12 protein-coding genes are annotated in these 13,878 nt (G+C 58.8%); 1 reads left to right on the plus strand and 11 read right to left on the minus strand.

All coding sequences use genetic code 11. The features are described 5' to 3' along the window. Nucleotides 1-3 precede the first annotated feature (3 nt). Entirely contained in the window at nucleotides 4-2,118 is a 2,115-nt protein-coding gene (locus tag JY500_RS13850; RefSeq protein WP_206253256.1) for a GGDEF domain-containing protein, read from the plus strand. A gap of 11 nt (nucleotides 2,119-2,129) precedes the next feature. Here the strand turns inward: JY500_RS13850 and JY500_RS13855 are convergent, their stop codons facing one another. From JY500_RS13855 to JY500_RS13905, 11 genes are all read right to left on the minus strand, one after another. Beyond that, a complete protein-coding gene (locus JY500_RS13855; protein WP_172198459.1) occupies nucleotides 2,130-2,666 on the minus strand; it encodes a YaeQ family protein in 537 nt (178 codons plus the stop codon). Nucleotides 2,667-2,670: 4 nt separating this feature from the next. Beyond that, nucleotides 2,671-3,573: a recombination-associated protein RdgC gene (locus JY500_RS13860; protein ID WP_206253258.1), complete on the minus strand. Its 903-nt coding sequence runs from the start codon at nucleotides 3,571-3,573 to the stop codon at nucleotides 2,671-2,673. Nucleotides 3,574-3,665: 92 nt separating this feature from the next. After that, on the minus strand, nucleotides 3,666-4,226 hold the full coding sequence (locus tag JY500_RS13865) for a sugar transferase (RefSeq protein ID WP_206253260.1): 561 nt from the start codon (nucleotides 4,224-4,226) through the stop codon (nucleotides 3,666-3,668). Between the two features lie 16 nt (nucleotides 4,227-4,242). Further along, the gene (locus JY500_RS13870; RefSeq protein WP_246479629.1) at nucleotides 4,243-6,213 is read right to left on the minus strand and encodes a polysaccharide biosynthesis protein; all 1,971 of its coding nucleotides are present in this window, start codon (nucleotides 6,211-6,213) and stop codon (nucleotides 4,243-4,245) included. 70 nt (nucleotides 6,214-6,283) lie between these two features. Beyond that, nucleotides 6,284-7,165: a glycosyltransferase gene (locus JY500_RS22435; protein ID WP_206253262.1), complete on the minus strand. Its 882-nt coding sequence runs from the start codon at nucleotides 7,163-7,165 to the stop codon at nucleotides 6,284-6,286. Further along, nucleotides 7,150-8,058, minus strand: a complete 909-nt coding sequence (locus JY500_RS13880) for a glycosyltransferase family protein (RefSeq protein ID WP_206253264.1) — start codon at nucleotides 8,056-8,058, stop codon at nucleotides 7,150-7,152. Before JY500_RS13880 ends, JY500_RS22435 begins: the two co-directional genes overlap by 16 nt. Nucleotides 8,059-8,306: 248 nt before the next feature. Further along, complete coding sequence (gene wecB, locus JY500_RS13885) at nucleotides 8,307-9,425, minus strand: non-hydrolyzing UDP-N-acetylglucosamine 2-epimerase (protein WP_206253266.1); 1,119 nt, start codon at nucleotides 9,423-9,425, stop codon at nucleotides 8,307-8,309. 18 nt (nucleotides 9,426-9,443) lie between these two features. Next, the gene (locus tag JY500_RS13890; protein WP_206253267.1) at nucleotides 9,444-9,851 is read right to left on the minus strand and encodes a GtrA family protein; all 408 of its coding nucleotides are present in this window, start codon (nucleotides 9,849-9,851) and stop codon (nucleotides 9,444-9,446) included. Continuing rightward, entirely contained in the window at nucleotides 9,832-10,827 is a 996-nt protein-coding gene (locus tag JY500_RS13895; RefSeq protein ID WP_206253269.1) for a glycosyltransferase family 2 protein, read from the minus strand. The genes JY500_RS13890 and JY500_RS13895 overlap by 20 nt, the downstream gene beginning before the upstream one ends. A gap of 26 nt (nucleotides 10,828-10,853) precedes the next feature. Further along, entirely contained in the window at nucleotides 10,854-12,281 is a 1,428-nt protein-coding gene (gene wsfD / locus JY500_RS13900; protein ID WP_206253271.1) for a glycan biosynthesis hexose transferase WsfD, read from the minus strand. Nucleotides 12,282-12,450: 169 nt separating this feature from the next. After that, nucleotides 12,451-13,878, minus strand: coding sequence for a class I SAM-dependent methyltransferase (locus JY500_RS13905; protein ID WP_206253273.1), 1,428 nt, complete (start codon nucleotides 13,876-13,878; stop codon nucleotides 12,451-12,453).

Consider the following 13,878-nt stretch of genomic DNA (forward strand, 5'->3'; position numbering starts at 1 on the left):
GATGTGCGCCCGATCTGTCGCACGTCAATCAAGTTCCGGCACTGCGGGCCGCTAATAGCCTTACCTGCGCTCAAGCCGCGTTGGCGGCCGATGCAAATGCCAAGAACCCAGATCCGCCACCGATGGCGTGAAGTGCTGTGCAGCCTGCTCGCGGCACTGGCAGGGCTTCTATTGCCAGCGATTGCTGCAAGCGCCGTGGAACTGGATCCAGCCGTTGCAGCGCGAATCGACGCTGTCGATGCGCAGGGGCGCAGCGATCCCTCTGGCGCCATCCTAAGCGTCGACGCCCTGCTCAAATCCGAAACGGGCAGCGCGGCGCGCATCGCCCTGCTGACCATGCGGGGCACCTACCAGACAAACGCCAATCAGCCCGACGCGGCACTCGCGACAGCCGCAACACTCGATGCGCTCGCCAGCCAGGACGCCAAGGCGTCAGCCCTGATCGTACGAGCACACGTGGTGCGCATGAAGGGCGATCTGAGCCGCGCCCTTGAACTGGCGGAGCAGGCACGCACGACGCTTGCTGCGAATGGGGACTCGCGCCAGGGCTTTCGGCTGGAAATGATGCGCGGTGCGCTACTCCTGGAACTGGGTCGCCAGGCCGACGCGCTGGCCGCCTACCAGAACGCGCTCTCCCTCGCCGAACGCCTCAACAGCAAGGTCCGGGTATTCCGAGCCCTGGACAGCATGGCAACCCTGTTCGTTGATGCCGGCGAACTTGACAAGGCCATCGAGGCCAATCGCAAGGCAACGCGCTATGCGCAGGAACTCGCGGAAGCACCACTTCTCGCCCAGTCGTGGGATACGAGTGCCCGGGTTGCCTCGCTCCAGCAGGATCGCGATGCGGAGCTGAAAGCCGCCAAGGCAGCGCTTGGCTACGCGCGCAAAGCGGGCGAGCAGGAACGTATCGAAACCATGCTGATCAATCTGGGCGATACGTATCTGAAGCTGGGCCGCTATGCAGACGCGCTTGAAGTCACCAATGAGGCGATCAGGATCGCCCGCCAGATCAGCGATCCGCATGGGTTGATCGTCGCGCTCGCGAACGCGGGCCAGGCGCAGATCCGCCTGGGTCGGCTCGACGAGGGCAGGACAAACGTTGAAGAGGCGCTATCCACGGCACTCAAACTCGAATCCCGCGCGCAGTACGCAAGCCTGCTCGCCGAGTATGGCGAGGCACTTGAAGCTGCCGGCGACTACAAGAACGCCATCAACGCATACCACCGGGAGCGACGCGCCTCGAAAGCACTCGCCGAGAGCAGCCGCAAGAACGCGCTGCTCGAACTGGACGCGCGCTATCAATCAGAAAAGAAGCAGCGCGAGATTGAACTGCTCAACCGCGACAACGCGCTCAAGAGTGCCCAACTGCATAACCGAACGCTGCAACAGCGCGTTTGGCTGCTCGCTGCCGGCCTGCTGACGACGGGCCTGCTCGCGGTAGCCCTGCTCTACCGGCGGGTTCGGGACGCCAACCAGCAGCTATCCGAGAGCAACCGCATGCTCAAGGTACGCAGCGAACGCGATGCACTGACCGGGCTTTTCAACCGGCGCTACTTCCAGGAGGCGATGCGCACGCGCTCCGCCAGCGGTGGCTTCATCGGCGGACTGATGCTGCTGGACATCGACCACTTCAAGCGCGTCAACGACACCTATGGCCACGCGGCTGGTGACGTCGTCATCACGACCGTGGCGCAACGCCTGCAAGACACCATGCGCGAAACCGATTTGGTGGTGCGCTGGGGCGGCGAAGAGTTCCTCATCGCTGTGGGGCCGATGCCGGCCGAGCAATTCGACCGCCTCGCTGAGCGTTTGCTGCACGCGATCAGCCGTGACCCGGTCCCCTACGGCGAGCAATACCTATCAGTGACGATCTCGATCGGCTATGCGAGCTTTCCGCTTGCCCCCGGTCACTTGTCGCTCGAGTGGGAGCGCGGCATCAACCAGGTCGACATGGCGCTCTACATCGCCAAGGCGCAGGGCCGGAACCGCGCCTGCGGCATTCGCGAGGTCATGGCATCAAACGAGTTGGAGCTCGACGAGATCGAACGCAGCTTCGAAACTGCGTGGCGCGATGGGCGCGTGAAGCTCGGGCTGATTACCGGCGCCCCACCGGGCTGACGCGGCCCGACTCAATCCAGCCGCTGCGGGCGGATATGCGCGCTGCGCTCGCCGTCCGAAAGCCAGTATTCGCCATCCTGCACGCTGCACTGGATCTGCATCGTGCGAACAGCCATCGCAGTCAGCGCCTCGGCAGCGTCATCCGGAATCCGCAGCACCGTCAGCGAGGGCAACTTCAGGCATGCGGCGCGATTCTTCTGCCACCACACGTCCACCGCCCGGCCACCATATGTCAGCAGCGTCACGCGCGAGGCTCGGCCACTCGCCTGCCGCAAGCGACGCTCATCCGGCAAACCAAGCTCGATCCAGTTCTCGATCGCGCCGGTCAGATCCCTCTGCCAAAGATCTGGCTCGTCGTCCGACGACAAACCCTTGCAGAACGACAAGCCCTCGTCCGCGAACATCGCAAACGCGAGAAGGCGGATCATCATCCGCTCGTCGGTCTCGGACGGATGCCGCGCCAGCGTAAGCGAATGGTTGGCGTAGTACCCGCGATCCATGTCCGAAATCTGCAGGTCTGCCTTGAAGATCGTTGATTTCAGCGCCATAGGGTCAAACGATCTGCCGCTCGCCGCCCAGGGCTTCGATCACGTGGGGGATGAACCGTGCGAGCTCCGCGGACATCAGCGCAAAGTCTGCCTCGAACTGCGGGTCGCCCTCCGCTGCGGCCTTCTCCGCTTGCTCCTGAATGATGTCGAGGAACGCCAGGCGCTTGATCTCCATGCGCTCGGTCAGCACGAACGAGATCCGGTCGTCGAAAGTCAGCGCGAGCCGTGTCGGCACCTTGCCCGCCGCAAGATGGTTGGGGATCTCGTCCCCTTCGAGCGGGTGCCGCACGTAGCGCACCGCAGCCTTCTCGTCGGTAATCGCACGCAGCTCGCAATCACGGTCGATGGTGAAATTCGCAGGGGCTTCGCCTGAGGCGAGCCAGTCGGACATTGCCGACTGCGGCGAGCGCTCGGTGTCGAGCAACTTCAGCGGCAAGTCATCAAGCGTGTCGTGCAGCTGCTCGATCACCTCGTCCGCCTTCGCCGCGCTCGATGCATCGACGACCAGCCAACCATTGGTCGGGTCAATCCAAACGTAGGTCGTGCGGCGTCGTGTGAAGGCGCGCGGCAACAACTCCTGCGTCACCGCCTCCTTAAGCTCCTTCATCTGCTTGCGCCCGGGTTTGAAACCCTGCTGCGCCTCCAGCTCCTCCGCCCTGTCCTGCGCAACCTGATTCACTACCGACGACGGTAGCAAACGCTGCTCACTGCGGAGTGCCAGCAACCACTGCCCACCCACCGCAAGCACCATCACATCCGACCCGGTCGGCGACACCCACCCACGGCTCGCCATATCCTGCGACCCGCAACGCACAAAAGGCTTCGCAGCGAGCTTTTCTTCGAGCGAGGAAAGATCAATCGCCCAAGGCGTGGGCAGGCGGTAGAGTTGGAGGTTCTTGAACCACATGAAAAGATCCAATAAGCGGTGGGTCGGCAATTGTAGCCGGACGCAACGACAAAAGCGCCCGCCCCCGCCAGTGAGTCAAAACGAGAGTCGGATCAGTGACTCACGCCATGTGCAGTGATAACACGATGCACAGTCATAAAAAGGATCTTCAGATCGAACCAGAAAGACTGGCGCTGCAGATACTCAATGTCGTAAGCGACTTTCTCCGGAATCGGCAGCTCGTCCCTGCCGTTAACCTGCGCCCAACCCGTAATACCAGGCCGCAGCCTGTCCACCCCTTTGGCCGCACGCATTGCATTCAAATCATGCTGATTGAACAACGCTGGCCGAGGGCCAACTAGGCTCATGTCGCCCTTGAGCACACTAAATAGCTGGGGAAGTTCGTCTAGGCTGGTCCGGCGCAAGAACCGCCCGACACGAGTCAGATATCGATCCGGGTCACCCAACAAGTGCGTCGCGACAACCGGCGCTTCTGTGCGCATAGAACGAAACTTAGGCATTAGAAACAGCGATGAGTGTCTTCCCACGCGTCTCGACATATACAGAATAGGGCCTCGTGACTCAGCCCGAATGGCCACCGCGATCACAAACAGCGCCGGCAAAAAAAAGAGAAGCCCAAACCCGGCGCAAATGATATCGAACAGCCGTTTCAAGGGAGCCCCAACGACCTCACGCAACCGTCTTAGGCTCGCGCGCCGAGCGCTGAACGAGAACTAAGGACGGTCGAACGGCAGGCTCATATTCTGGCACCCAACGGCGAAGGTCTCGTCGAATCTGATCATCAGACGGAATCGTCCGCTGGGTCAACCACGCCAGCACTTCATCCAACCACTCGTGATCTACTTCCCGTGCACGAGCAATTCGCAGCTTGGGATGATGTGTCGGTAGAGTCTCTTCTTGTGCCGCCAGCAACTCTTCGTATAGTTTTTCACCGGGCCGCAATCCCGTGAAGACGATATCGATCTTGTCTTCCGCATACCCGGACAACCGGATCAAATCTCTGGCCAAGTCTGCGATCCGAACCGGTTCGCCCATGTCCATCACAAATACGTTGTTGCCCGTACCCATTGCAGCTGCCTGCAAAACGAGTTGGGCGGCCTCCGGAATGGACATGAAGTACCGTGTAACCTCCGGATGCGTCACAGTGACAGGGCCCCCACGAGCGATCTGCTCCCGAAACTTCGGGATAACGCTTCCGGCGCTACCCAGAACGTTTCCAAACCGCACAATCTCAAAACGCGTAGCCGCGCCCTGCTGCATAACCTGACAAACCATTTCAGCCATGCGCTTGCTTGCGCCCATGACGTTTGTCGGGTTTACCGCCTTGTCGCTTGACACTAAGACAAACCGTTCGACTCGATTAGCCACGCACACCGCGGCAATCTTGAATGTGCCATAGACGTTATTACGAACCGCCTGCCAGGCGTTACGCTCTTCCATTAGCGGCACATGCTTATAGGCAGCAGCGTGGAACACGATTGTCGGGCTGTGCTGCCGGAATATCGCTTCAAGCCACAGCCCATCTCGGACATCGCCTGCAATTGGTACGGTCTCTACATCAGGGAAGCGCAACCCCAGCTCTTCATGGACTGCATAGAGCGCAAACTCGCTCATCTCAAGCAGAATCAACTGCGCTGGCGCGAAGCGTGCCAGTTGCCGACAGAGCTCGGAGCCGATGGACCCTCCCGCACCGGTTACCATGATTGCTCGGCCGCTTACCATCTGCCTCACCGCAGATGAGTCCACCTCCACTGGCGCACGGCCGATCAAGTCATGTAGGTTAACGTCGCGAAAACGTCCCTCGGTTGCACCCCCGCGAACGACATCCTCGATCGAAGGTAGCGTCATCGCTCGAACGCCCGCCCGCAAACATTCGCCGGCGGCTCGCTGACGCGCCTCGCGGGTCATTGCGGGCATTGCAATGATTGCGTTCTGGGCTTTTAGGCGCGCTGCCCAGTGCGACAAGTCCTTGATACGCCCATACACCTTGAAGCCCGAAATCTCACGGCCAATCTTGTTGGGGTCGTCGTCCAGCAATCCTACAACGCGCCACTCTGGCGAGCGGGCCAGCTCCGCAACAAGATTCGCACCGGCACGGCCAGCGCCAAGAATTACAACGGGTTGACCGCGAGCAAAAAGGTCACCGTAGCGCCTATGCTCTTTCCAGAAGCGGTACGCAGCCCTGCTGCCTCCCATCCACATCAGCAAGAAGACCGGATGCAGCACAAAGATGGTGCGCGGGACGGGCGGCTGCAACCCGACATAGACGAATGCAACGACGCTGACGATCGATGAAGCAGCCACCGCTCGAACGATTCGCACGAGGTCAGGCAAACTCGCGAAGACCCACATACCACGATAGAGACCAAAGCCCCGAAAGAAGGCGGCGTGAATTGGAACGGTGAGCAAGCATGCATACAGACCGGTCCGGATGAAGTCTAGCGGTACGGCCCCATTGAACCGGATGACATAGGCCAATCCCCACGCGCAGGAGACTGCAAGCAAATCGCCGGCAAATACGGCCAACTGCCGCCAGTTGGTTACTAAAATCGACTTTTTCATTAAATTCGCAAATACCATCGCGAGGACAACGTCATCCCACCGGGCAAACGGCCCAATAGACTCTTTGGATTGACGCACCTTAGCACGCGGCCAGCGGATTGACCTTACCCAGAGAGGTACTCGTTTCACCTTGTTACAGAGAGCGGTACTACACGCGCCAACCGTGCAAGCGAAAAAACGTCAGCGCCGAACGACCAAACATCAGAATGTGGCGAAGGCCTTTCCTTGACGCGCCGCCGCCGGCGTGGGAAATACGGACATCGGGAACGTACGCGATACGCCCCTGAGACGCCGCGCGCAGACTCAAGTCATAGTCTTCAAAGTAAAGAAAATAGCGACGATCGAATCCATCGAGCGCGCTATATGACGCAGACCGAAACAACATGAAACACCCACCAACCACTGGCGGATCCCACACGACACTCTTCCCATCAACTACATCTCGCATCTCATGCCAAGCAAGTGACCGCCGAAAGACGTGCCTAACCCAACGAGGCGCAAACCCCCTCAGGAGCAGAACTAACAGGCCTGGCATACGGCGACACAAGAAACTCCGCTCACCAGACGCGTCGCATACATCAGGCGCCAACAGCACTACCGACGGATGGGCATCCATCCATCGAATGGCGTTATGAAGAGCGTCAACGCTCACGAAGACATCTGGGTTTAGTACCAAGTGGTAATCGGACTCGGCATCCTGAAATGCAAGGTTCTGCCCAGCACCATACCCAAGATTCTGCTGGGTTAGGACAAGCTTCGCTTGGATCTCTTTGCGATGCAGCGGGGAGAGCGCCGCGCCGGTCAAGGTTGCGCCGTTATCGACAACGTTTACTACAGCGCCAGCCAAAGTACCTGCACATATGGCGTGTTCAATCGCCCGAGCCAAGGAATCCAAGGTCGCAAAAAGAGCGGACTCGTCTGACCGATAGGTCACAACACCTACACTTAATGTCGGGCGCCGGGACACACCTGCCGCCTGCTGCACAGAAAAAGCACTACAAGTACCATCAACGTTCACTGAGGTTGACACGAAAACCAATCACAAAGCGCCGCATCAAAGCGAGCAGACCAGTCATTCTCCGCTCGAAATTGCAGAGCTGATTCACGATCGGCAACGAAACGAAGCGCTGCATCGGCTAGCTCACCCAAATCATCAGACGCTTCACCGAGCCAGACGCCAGACTCACGGCTACGCAAGCGCATCTCACCAAAAGCCGTCGACAACACTGGCAATCCGGCGCCTCGATACTCGTAGTACTTGATTGGATCCACGGAGTCAGTCAACACATTGCAACGAAAGGGAATAAGCCCAACCGAGAACTGAAGCAACGTCTGCATTGCCGCTGTATGGTCAATTGGCGGTAAGATCTCGACATTACGCGGCAATGTACATGACGGCTGCACAAAGAGCGGCCCAATCAAACGCAACCGATACCCTGGACGCGCTTCAGCAAGGCGACGCACCCAACTCCAATCAAACCAACTCCCCATGGTACCTATGTATCCGAGGACCGGCTCCGGAAGTTGACGTTGGTGAAGCACCGTGTTTGGCAGACTCAGCGCATCGCATGCATTCAATGCACGCGTTACGTCGCTGCGGACCGCTCTAAGTCGAGCCTCAAGTCCAGTCGACGAAACCAACACTCGTCCGACCCGCCGCACCACGCAAGCCTCTCGACGCGCCATCGAAAGCCGCGATAGCCCCCTGTAAAACGCTGGAAAATCGTCCATTGCGTCATAGAGACTTTGAGCCCCCGGCAGCGAGTCAAGCACCGAAAGCGCAAGCAGGGACGGCTTGCCGATAACCACTCTGGCATCAGCATCGCCTGTCATCGCTCGGACAACATCATCTCGCAGACTCCGCCACAGCAACTTGTTGATTCGGTTCAGCCCGGGAATCGGTTCAACCGGAACTGACTGCACTCGACGCACCGTCAACCAGGAAGGGGGTTGAACTGCCGCGCCGACCGGCCCTGCGTCAGGTCGCTTCAAATCCAACCATGCGGGCAATCGCGTGGGATACGGGTCAATCCATATGACCCTGTCGTCAGTCCGATGGTGATACCAGCGAACGAAGTGGTGCGGGCGCTGCGCGAAGCTCTCCCACGGAACAGGCGAAAAATAGACCAAACTCACTTGATTACCGACAGTGCCGAAGCGCTGGCCTCAGATCAAAGCAACGAACGCTGCAGAATTTCAACAATACGCGCCGCCGCGTGCCCATCGCCATACGGCGAAACACCTCGCGCCATGCTCCGATACACGACGGGGTCATCCATCAGCGCACTCAGCTCGCGTACAATTACAGAGCGATCAGCGCCAACCAGGCGCACAACGCCCGCATCTACCGCCTCAGGCCGCTCTGTCTCGGCGCGCATTACCAAGACTGGTTTGCCAAGTGCAGGAGCCTCCTCCTGAACGCCTCCCGAATCGGTGAGTATGACGTCAGCGCGCTTCATCATTTGCACAAATGGCAGATAGTCAAGTGGCGAGATCAGACGCACGTTCGACGTAGCCCCAAGCTGGGCCTGCACCACTTCGCGCACATTTGGATTGGGGTGCACCGGCACCACAAACACGGCATCCCGATAGCGCAGCGCCAATTCCCGAATCGCATCACATATTGCACGCAGCGGCGCACCGAAGTTCTCACGGCGATGCGTCGTGACCAGAACCACCCGCGCGTTGTCTGCCACATGGGCCTCAACCGGTGCCGCCGGCCCTACACGGCCCGAAACGTCCAGCAATGCGTCGATAACGGTGTTACCCGTCACATGAATCGACTCAGGGGCAAATCCCTCCGCCAAAAGGTTCTTCTTGGCGCTCTCCGTTGGAGCAAAGTGCCAATGCGAAAGGCGACCCGCCAGAACTCGGTTCATTTCTTCAGGGAATGGGTTGGCCATGTCACCCGTACGTAAGCCCGCTTCCACGTGCCCAACCGGAATCCGCCGATAGAAGCAAGCAAGCGCGGTCGCCATTACCGTCGTGGTATCGCCCTGCACCAAAACCGCATCCGGCCGCTCATCTTCAAGCACACGATCGACAGCAGTCAGCAACCGCGCCGTAAGATCAGGCAAAGACTGATTTGGGCGCATGATGTCGAGGTCGATGTCAGGAACGATCCCGAACAGCGCGAGCACCTGATCGAGGATCTGACGATGCTGCGCAGTCGCCAGGACTCTGCAATCGCACCAGTCAGTAGCTTTCAGCGCCAAGATCACCGGCGCCATCTTGATCGCCTCAGGTCGGGTTCCGACAACACAAACGATACGAACCGTAGCCTTCACCATCCCACCCTTCTCGCACCATCAATAAGAATCACGCGAGGCACCGCGAGCGCCAAACACCGCCCAGCGAACCAACAGAAAATTGATAGTCAAACTGGTCCCAGTGCTCGCAAGAACACCCAGTACATAATGCCAACCAAGTGACTGAAAGGCCTGCACAATCCCCGTTGACACTGCCATCGCCACCAAGGAAAGACTCAGGAACCTTGGATATTTGGTCCAGACAACCGCAGCCCTGAATGTAAAAACAGAATTCGCGATAAACGACCAGACATTCGCAACCAGAAAGGCCGGCACGTTTGCCGCCACTGGAACAAAACCCAGCACCTCAACCAGCAACAACACTCCAAGCAGGTGGACGATCGTATTGCTAGCGCCTACGGCAGCAAACTGCAGAAATCGACGAGCATCACCTCTGATTGTCAACATCGCCAGGCCGCCCATGGGCAACGAGCCCCTCTCCGACGACCTCCGACACGAAATAGCGTGGCCGTCTTTTCACCTCGAAATACGTCTTTCCGACGTACTCACCGACCACTCCAATTCCAATCAGCTGAACACCACCCAACACATAAATCGGAATCACCGTAGACGCCCAGCCCGGCACGGTATGTCCTGGCAACAACGCCATGATCAGAGCCCAGGCACCCAGGGCGAAAGACACGCAGGAGATAATCGTTCCAATGCCGGTAATAAAGCGCAGCGGTGTAACCGAAAACGACGTAACACCCTGCCACGCGAGCGCAAGCATCTTCTTGAGCGGGTACTTTGACTCGCCGGCAAATCGCTCCGACCGCGCATACTCAACGACTCCACTCTCAAACCCGATTTGTGGAACCACGCCGCGCAGAAAAAGGTTAACTTCACTGAATTCCGATAATGCTGCAAGCGCACGGCGCGACATCAGCCGATAGTCTGCGTGATTGAATACAATCTCGACGCCGAACAATGCCAAAACGCGGTAATAGCTCTCCGCCGTCCAACGCTTGAAGAAGGTATCGCTGCTACGGCTGCTTCTGACGCCGTAAACGACGTCCTTTCCATCGCGATAGGCGTTCACCATCTTTTCAATGGCATCAACATCATCCTGGAGGTCGGCATCAATCGTCACGACCGCATCACTGCTTGCGTTGAACATCCCAGCCAATACAGCATTCTGGTGTCCACGATTTCGCGAAAGACGCAAACCACGCATCCGCGCATCTCTACTCGCATAGTCCAAGATGAGCGGCCAGGTTCGATCCCTACTCCCGTCGTCCACAAAAATCACATGTGAGCCCGGCGAGACAACACAAGCCGCCTCAAGTCGATCCAGAAGTGCGCCCAGACGAAGCACGGTCTCTGACAACACAGCCTCTTCGTTGTAACAGGGCACAACAATCGAAATGATCGGGGGGGTTCTCATAAATTCACTAATTGAACGTTAGGTTCTTAGGAGCCGGACTTTGCGACCACGCCAACCGGTGCCGCGAATCGGGTCAAGGATGTGCGACGCCATTTCTCGGCGACGCCGAGCACGCAAAACACCAGTAAGTAGTCAACCGAGATGTTGGCGAGAAAGAGATGCTTATCGAGATCGATCTTCCCCGCGCCGAGAATTGCCACGACAAGCTCCACCGATGCAATCATCGCAAACAGCCCAGCAAACAACACATGAGAATAACCGCGCAGGAATAGCAGGATCGAGACCACCACAACCGCTCCCAACGAGAGCACCGCGGCCGCTCCGCGAGGAAGATGGGTTTCCTTGAACGCGCTCCACGCCGCTAGAGCCGAGCCGTTCATATCCATTGCCGAATACTGCGGCGTCCTGCGGTGCGCAAACGGCGTCGCAACATGCAGGCCATCCGCACCAGCAACTGCCAACGGCCAGATCATCGACGGCTCTCTCATGACAGCCCTGATCGTCGCTCCGTAACCAAGCTTCTCCGCATAGTCTCCGCGACATTGCCGCCCAATCTGGCTGTAAGCCGACTCGCCAATACACTTCAGCGCATCGTCGGGAAGCCCCTCCGCCCGGAAGTGCGGCTTCGGGTCCTTACTCACCGTCATAACGCCTGCGAAGAAACTGTGCATCTTGGTGTCCAACACCATGTCCGCAGTACCACGCGCATAGTTAAAGGCCACTCCAGCAGCAAGGCAACCAATCAGCGCCAACACCAAGGCTGTAAGTCGCTCCCGGTTCCGATTTGTCGAATCGCGAACAGTGTAGGCAGCCAACACAAAAGCAACCAGTGCAACTACGTGAAAGCTCGCGTTCTTCGAGGTCGAAATCAAGAACGCGGCGCAAAGCGGATAGATTGCCGATCGCCAACGTACCGACGGTTCGCGCGACGCCCACCAAGCTAACGCAACCGCAAGCAATGCGCAGCCAACCACTTGGGCACTCTCTTGATAAAAGGTATTCAGATAGCCCAGTGACGCAACATCAAACATCACCCAAGCTATTACAAGCGTTAGAAGACCGCCTGCCACTCCATACCGTCGCACCAAGCCTCGGCCGACCAAGCACAACACACCCAGCAATAAGGCCTTAAGGGGTAGACCTACTATCGGCAAGTGCCGAATCCCGTCAGAAAACAAGGCGCGATCCAAGGCCACCCCGGGCCACCATAGCGCCCAGGCGGAGCTCTGCACCAGATTCCCGCCCTCGGCGCCTGGCTTCCAGTCTGGATACCAGAAAGTCCAGAAACGCACTTTATACGCATCAGATCCGGGTTCAGGCCAGTTCTCGTTAAAACCCAAAGGCATTGACGCAAAGGGCTTCATGATTCGGCCATAGTCACCGTTGTCGGCAAGTCCATAACCGAAGCTTACGTAAACAGCAACCAGCGCCCAAGCCATGGCACCAAAGAACATCCAGCGGGCTATCTGCGGCCCGAACGATTTGGGGTGGGGTTTTAGTCTATTCATACTCGGAGGCTTGTCATAGCGGGCGTTGCAGCAAGTCGCCCCCCAACAGAGAAAACCTTGATCCTACGCGATAGCTTGGAGAACGCTCGCCAACCAACTCACGCTGGAAGATGGCTCAACCGAGCGCACGATAGATCCCATGCAACTCGGTTGGCCGCAACCCTTTCGCCGCAGCAGCGAGATCGGCGTCAACCAATTGCTCGAGCAAACGTCGATGATCCGCACTGGCAATGTCGTAGTTCAGAACGTAATCTGGCCCCACGATGCGCCAAAGAAAGACGTTGCGGCGGCACAGTTCGACCGGCAGAAAGTAGCGAGACAGCACGCGCTCGATGTCGTCGCTGCGAATGCCCTCGAAAGTTGCTTCAGCGCAGTCTTGGTTTGGCAACGTCGAATCTGCAATGCGGGTGCGCTGATTCCGCCGAAACTCCTCGGGGAGTGCCGCAAACGCAGCATTCGCCGCAGCAAGCGCGGCGGTGTCGAGACGGTTTCCGTTTGGACCTACCTGCTCTCCGATAAGCCAGAGTTCGCCACCCGGCGCGAGGGCAGCGCGAATCTGCGAGAACACATGCTCCAACTCAACGAGATGGTGAGCGCCGGACACACACATCACGAGATCGAACGACGCCGCCGCAACATCGAGTTTGTTGACATCCTGCACCAGCATGGCTGGTCGCGACCCACTCCAATCCCGCTCACATGCCACTGCCAACAACGACTCATCTATATCAACGAGCAACAGCTCAACCTTTACGTTCGCGCCGCGCAGAAGGGCAGCCTCAGTGGCGGCGGTTCCTGCACAAAGCGACAGAACCCGTGGTGGCCGCCCCAAGCGCAGCGCCATCTCGCGCAGACGAAGCGAGAAATCAGGCACATCGCTGGCGCCCCGCTGACCAAGCAAAGCATGGGCAAGGTCAAAGGCATTGGTGCAGGCGCCGGACACACCCAGCGAGCGCGCAGACGGAATCAACGCGTCAAGGTGGTTGGCCCGTTGGAATCGATCCTGATACATCGGGTGCCGATATGCTGTCGCAAAGTGCGCACGTTCATTTGCCGCCCGAAGGCCACCAAAGCTGCGCGCCCTGGCAAGCCCCTGAAGTTCCGGTGGAGCCACGATCAGCTCATGCACAGCCAACCAGTCGGCTGCCGGATCATTCAAAGGCCCCGGAAGGCATCGCAAGGACAAGCGTGCGCCGTCCGGCGCAGGCGGCAAGTCAATCGACAAACAACCAATGCGCGACTCGTCTCCCCGAAGAACCGGAACCCGAACCAGGGCGCACTCTCGATCGCCAGGAAGACTCAGCATGAGTTCCGCCTCAAGGCCGTCCACCGAGATCTCAGGCAAGCCCGCGGAGTAGCGCAACTGGCAAACGACCCGTTCTACCCCCGGCGCCAACCCAAGACTTAGCTGCTCGCCAGCGAGAAGCATCAATGCGGGCTTTACCGCACCTGTGTGGGGTGCGGCCTGCCAACGACAGATCTCGGGATGCCCCGGGGGGGACGCAACGTCGTACGAACTCGACGCATCCAGCGCGTAGGTCAT

The sequence above is a fragment of the Niveibacterium microcysteis genome (genome assembly GCF_017161445.1).
GTDB classification, from domain to species: Bacteria; Pseudomonadota; Gammaproteobacteria; order Burkholderiales; family Rhodocyclaceae; genus Niveibacterium; species Niveibacterium microcysteis.

Bases quoted from the DNA above. Each gene is read 5' to 3' on its own strand.
- JY500_RS13855 (WP_172198459.1), bottom strand. From the start codon at position 2,666: ATGGCGCTGAAATCAACGATCTTCAAGGCAGACCTGCAGATTTCGGAC.
- JY500_RS13860 (WP_206253258.1), bottom strand. From the start codon at position 3,573: ATGTGGTTCAAGAACCTCCAACTCTACCGCCTGCCCACGCCTTGGGCG.
- wecB (WP_206253266.1), bottom strand. From the start codon at position 9,425: ATGGTGAAGGCTACGGTTCGTATCGTTTGTGTTGTCGGAACCCGACCT.
- JY500_RS13890 (WP_206253267.1), bottom strand. From the start codon at position 9,851: ATGTTGACAATCAGAGGTGATGCTCGTCGATTTCTGCAGTTTGCTGCC.
- JY500_RS13895 (WP_206253269.1), bottom strand. From the start codon at position 10,827: ATGAGAACCCCCCCGATCATTTCGATTGTTGTGCCCTGTTACAACGAA.
- wsfD (WP_206253271.1), bottom strand. From the start codon at position 12,281: ATGTTCTTTGGTGCCATGGCTTGGGCGCTGGTTGCTGTTTACGTAAGC.
- JY500_RS13905 (WP_206253273.1), bottom strand. From the start codon at position 13,878: ATGACCTACGCGCTGGATGCGTCGAGTTCGTACGACGTTGCGTCCCCC.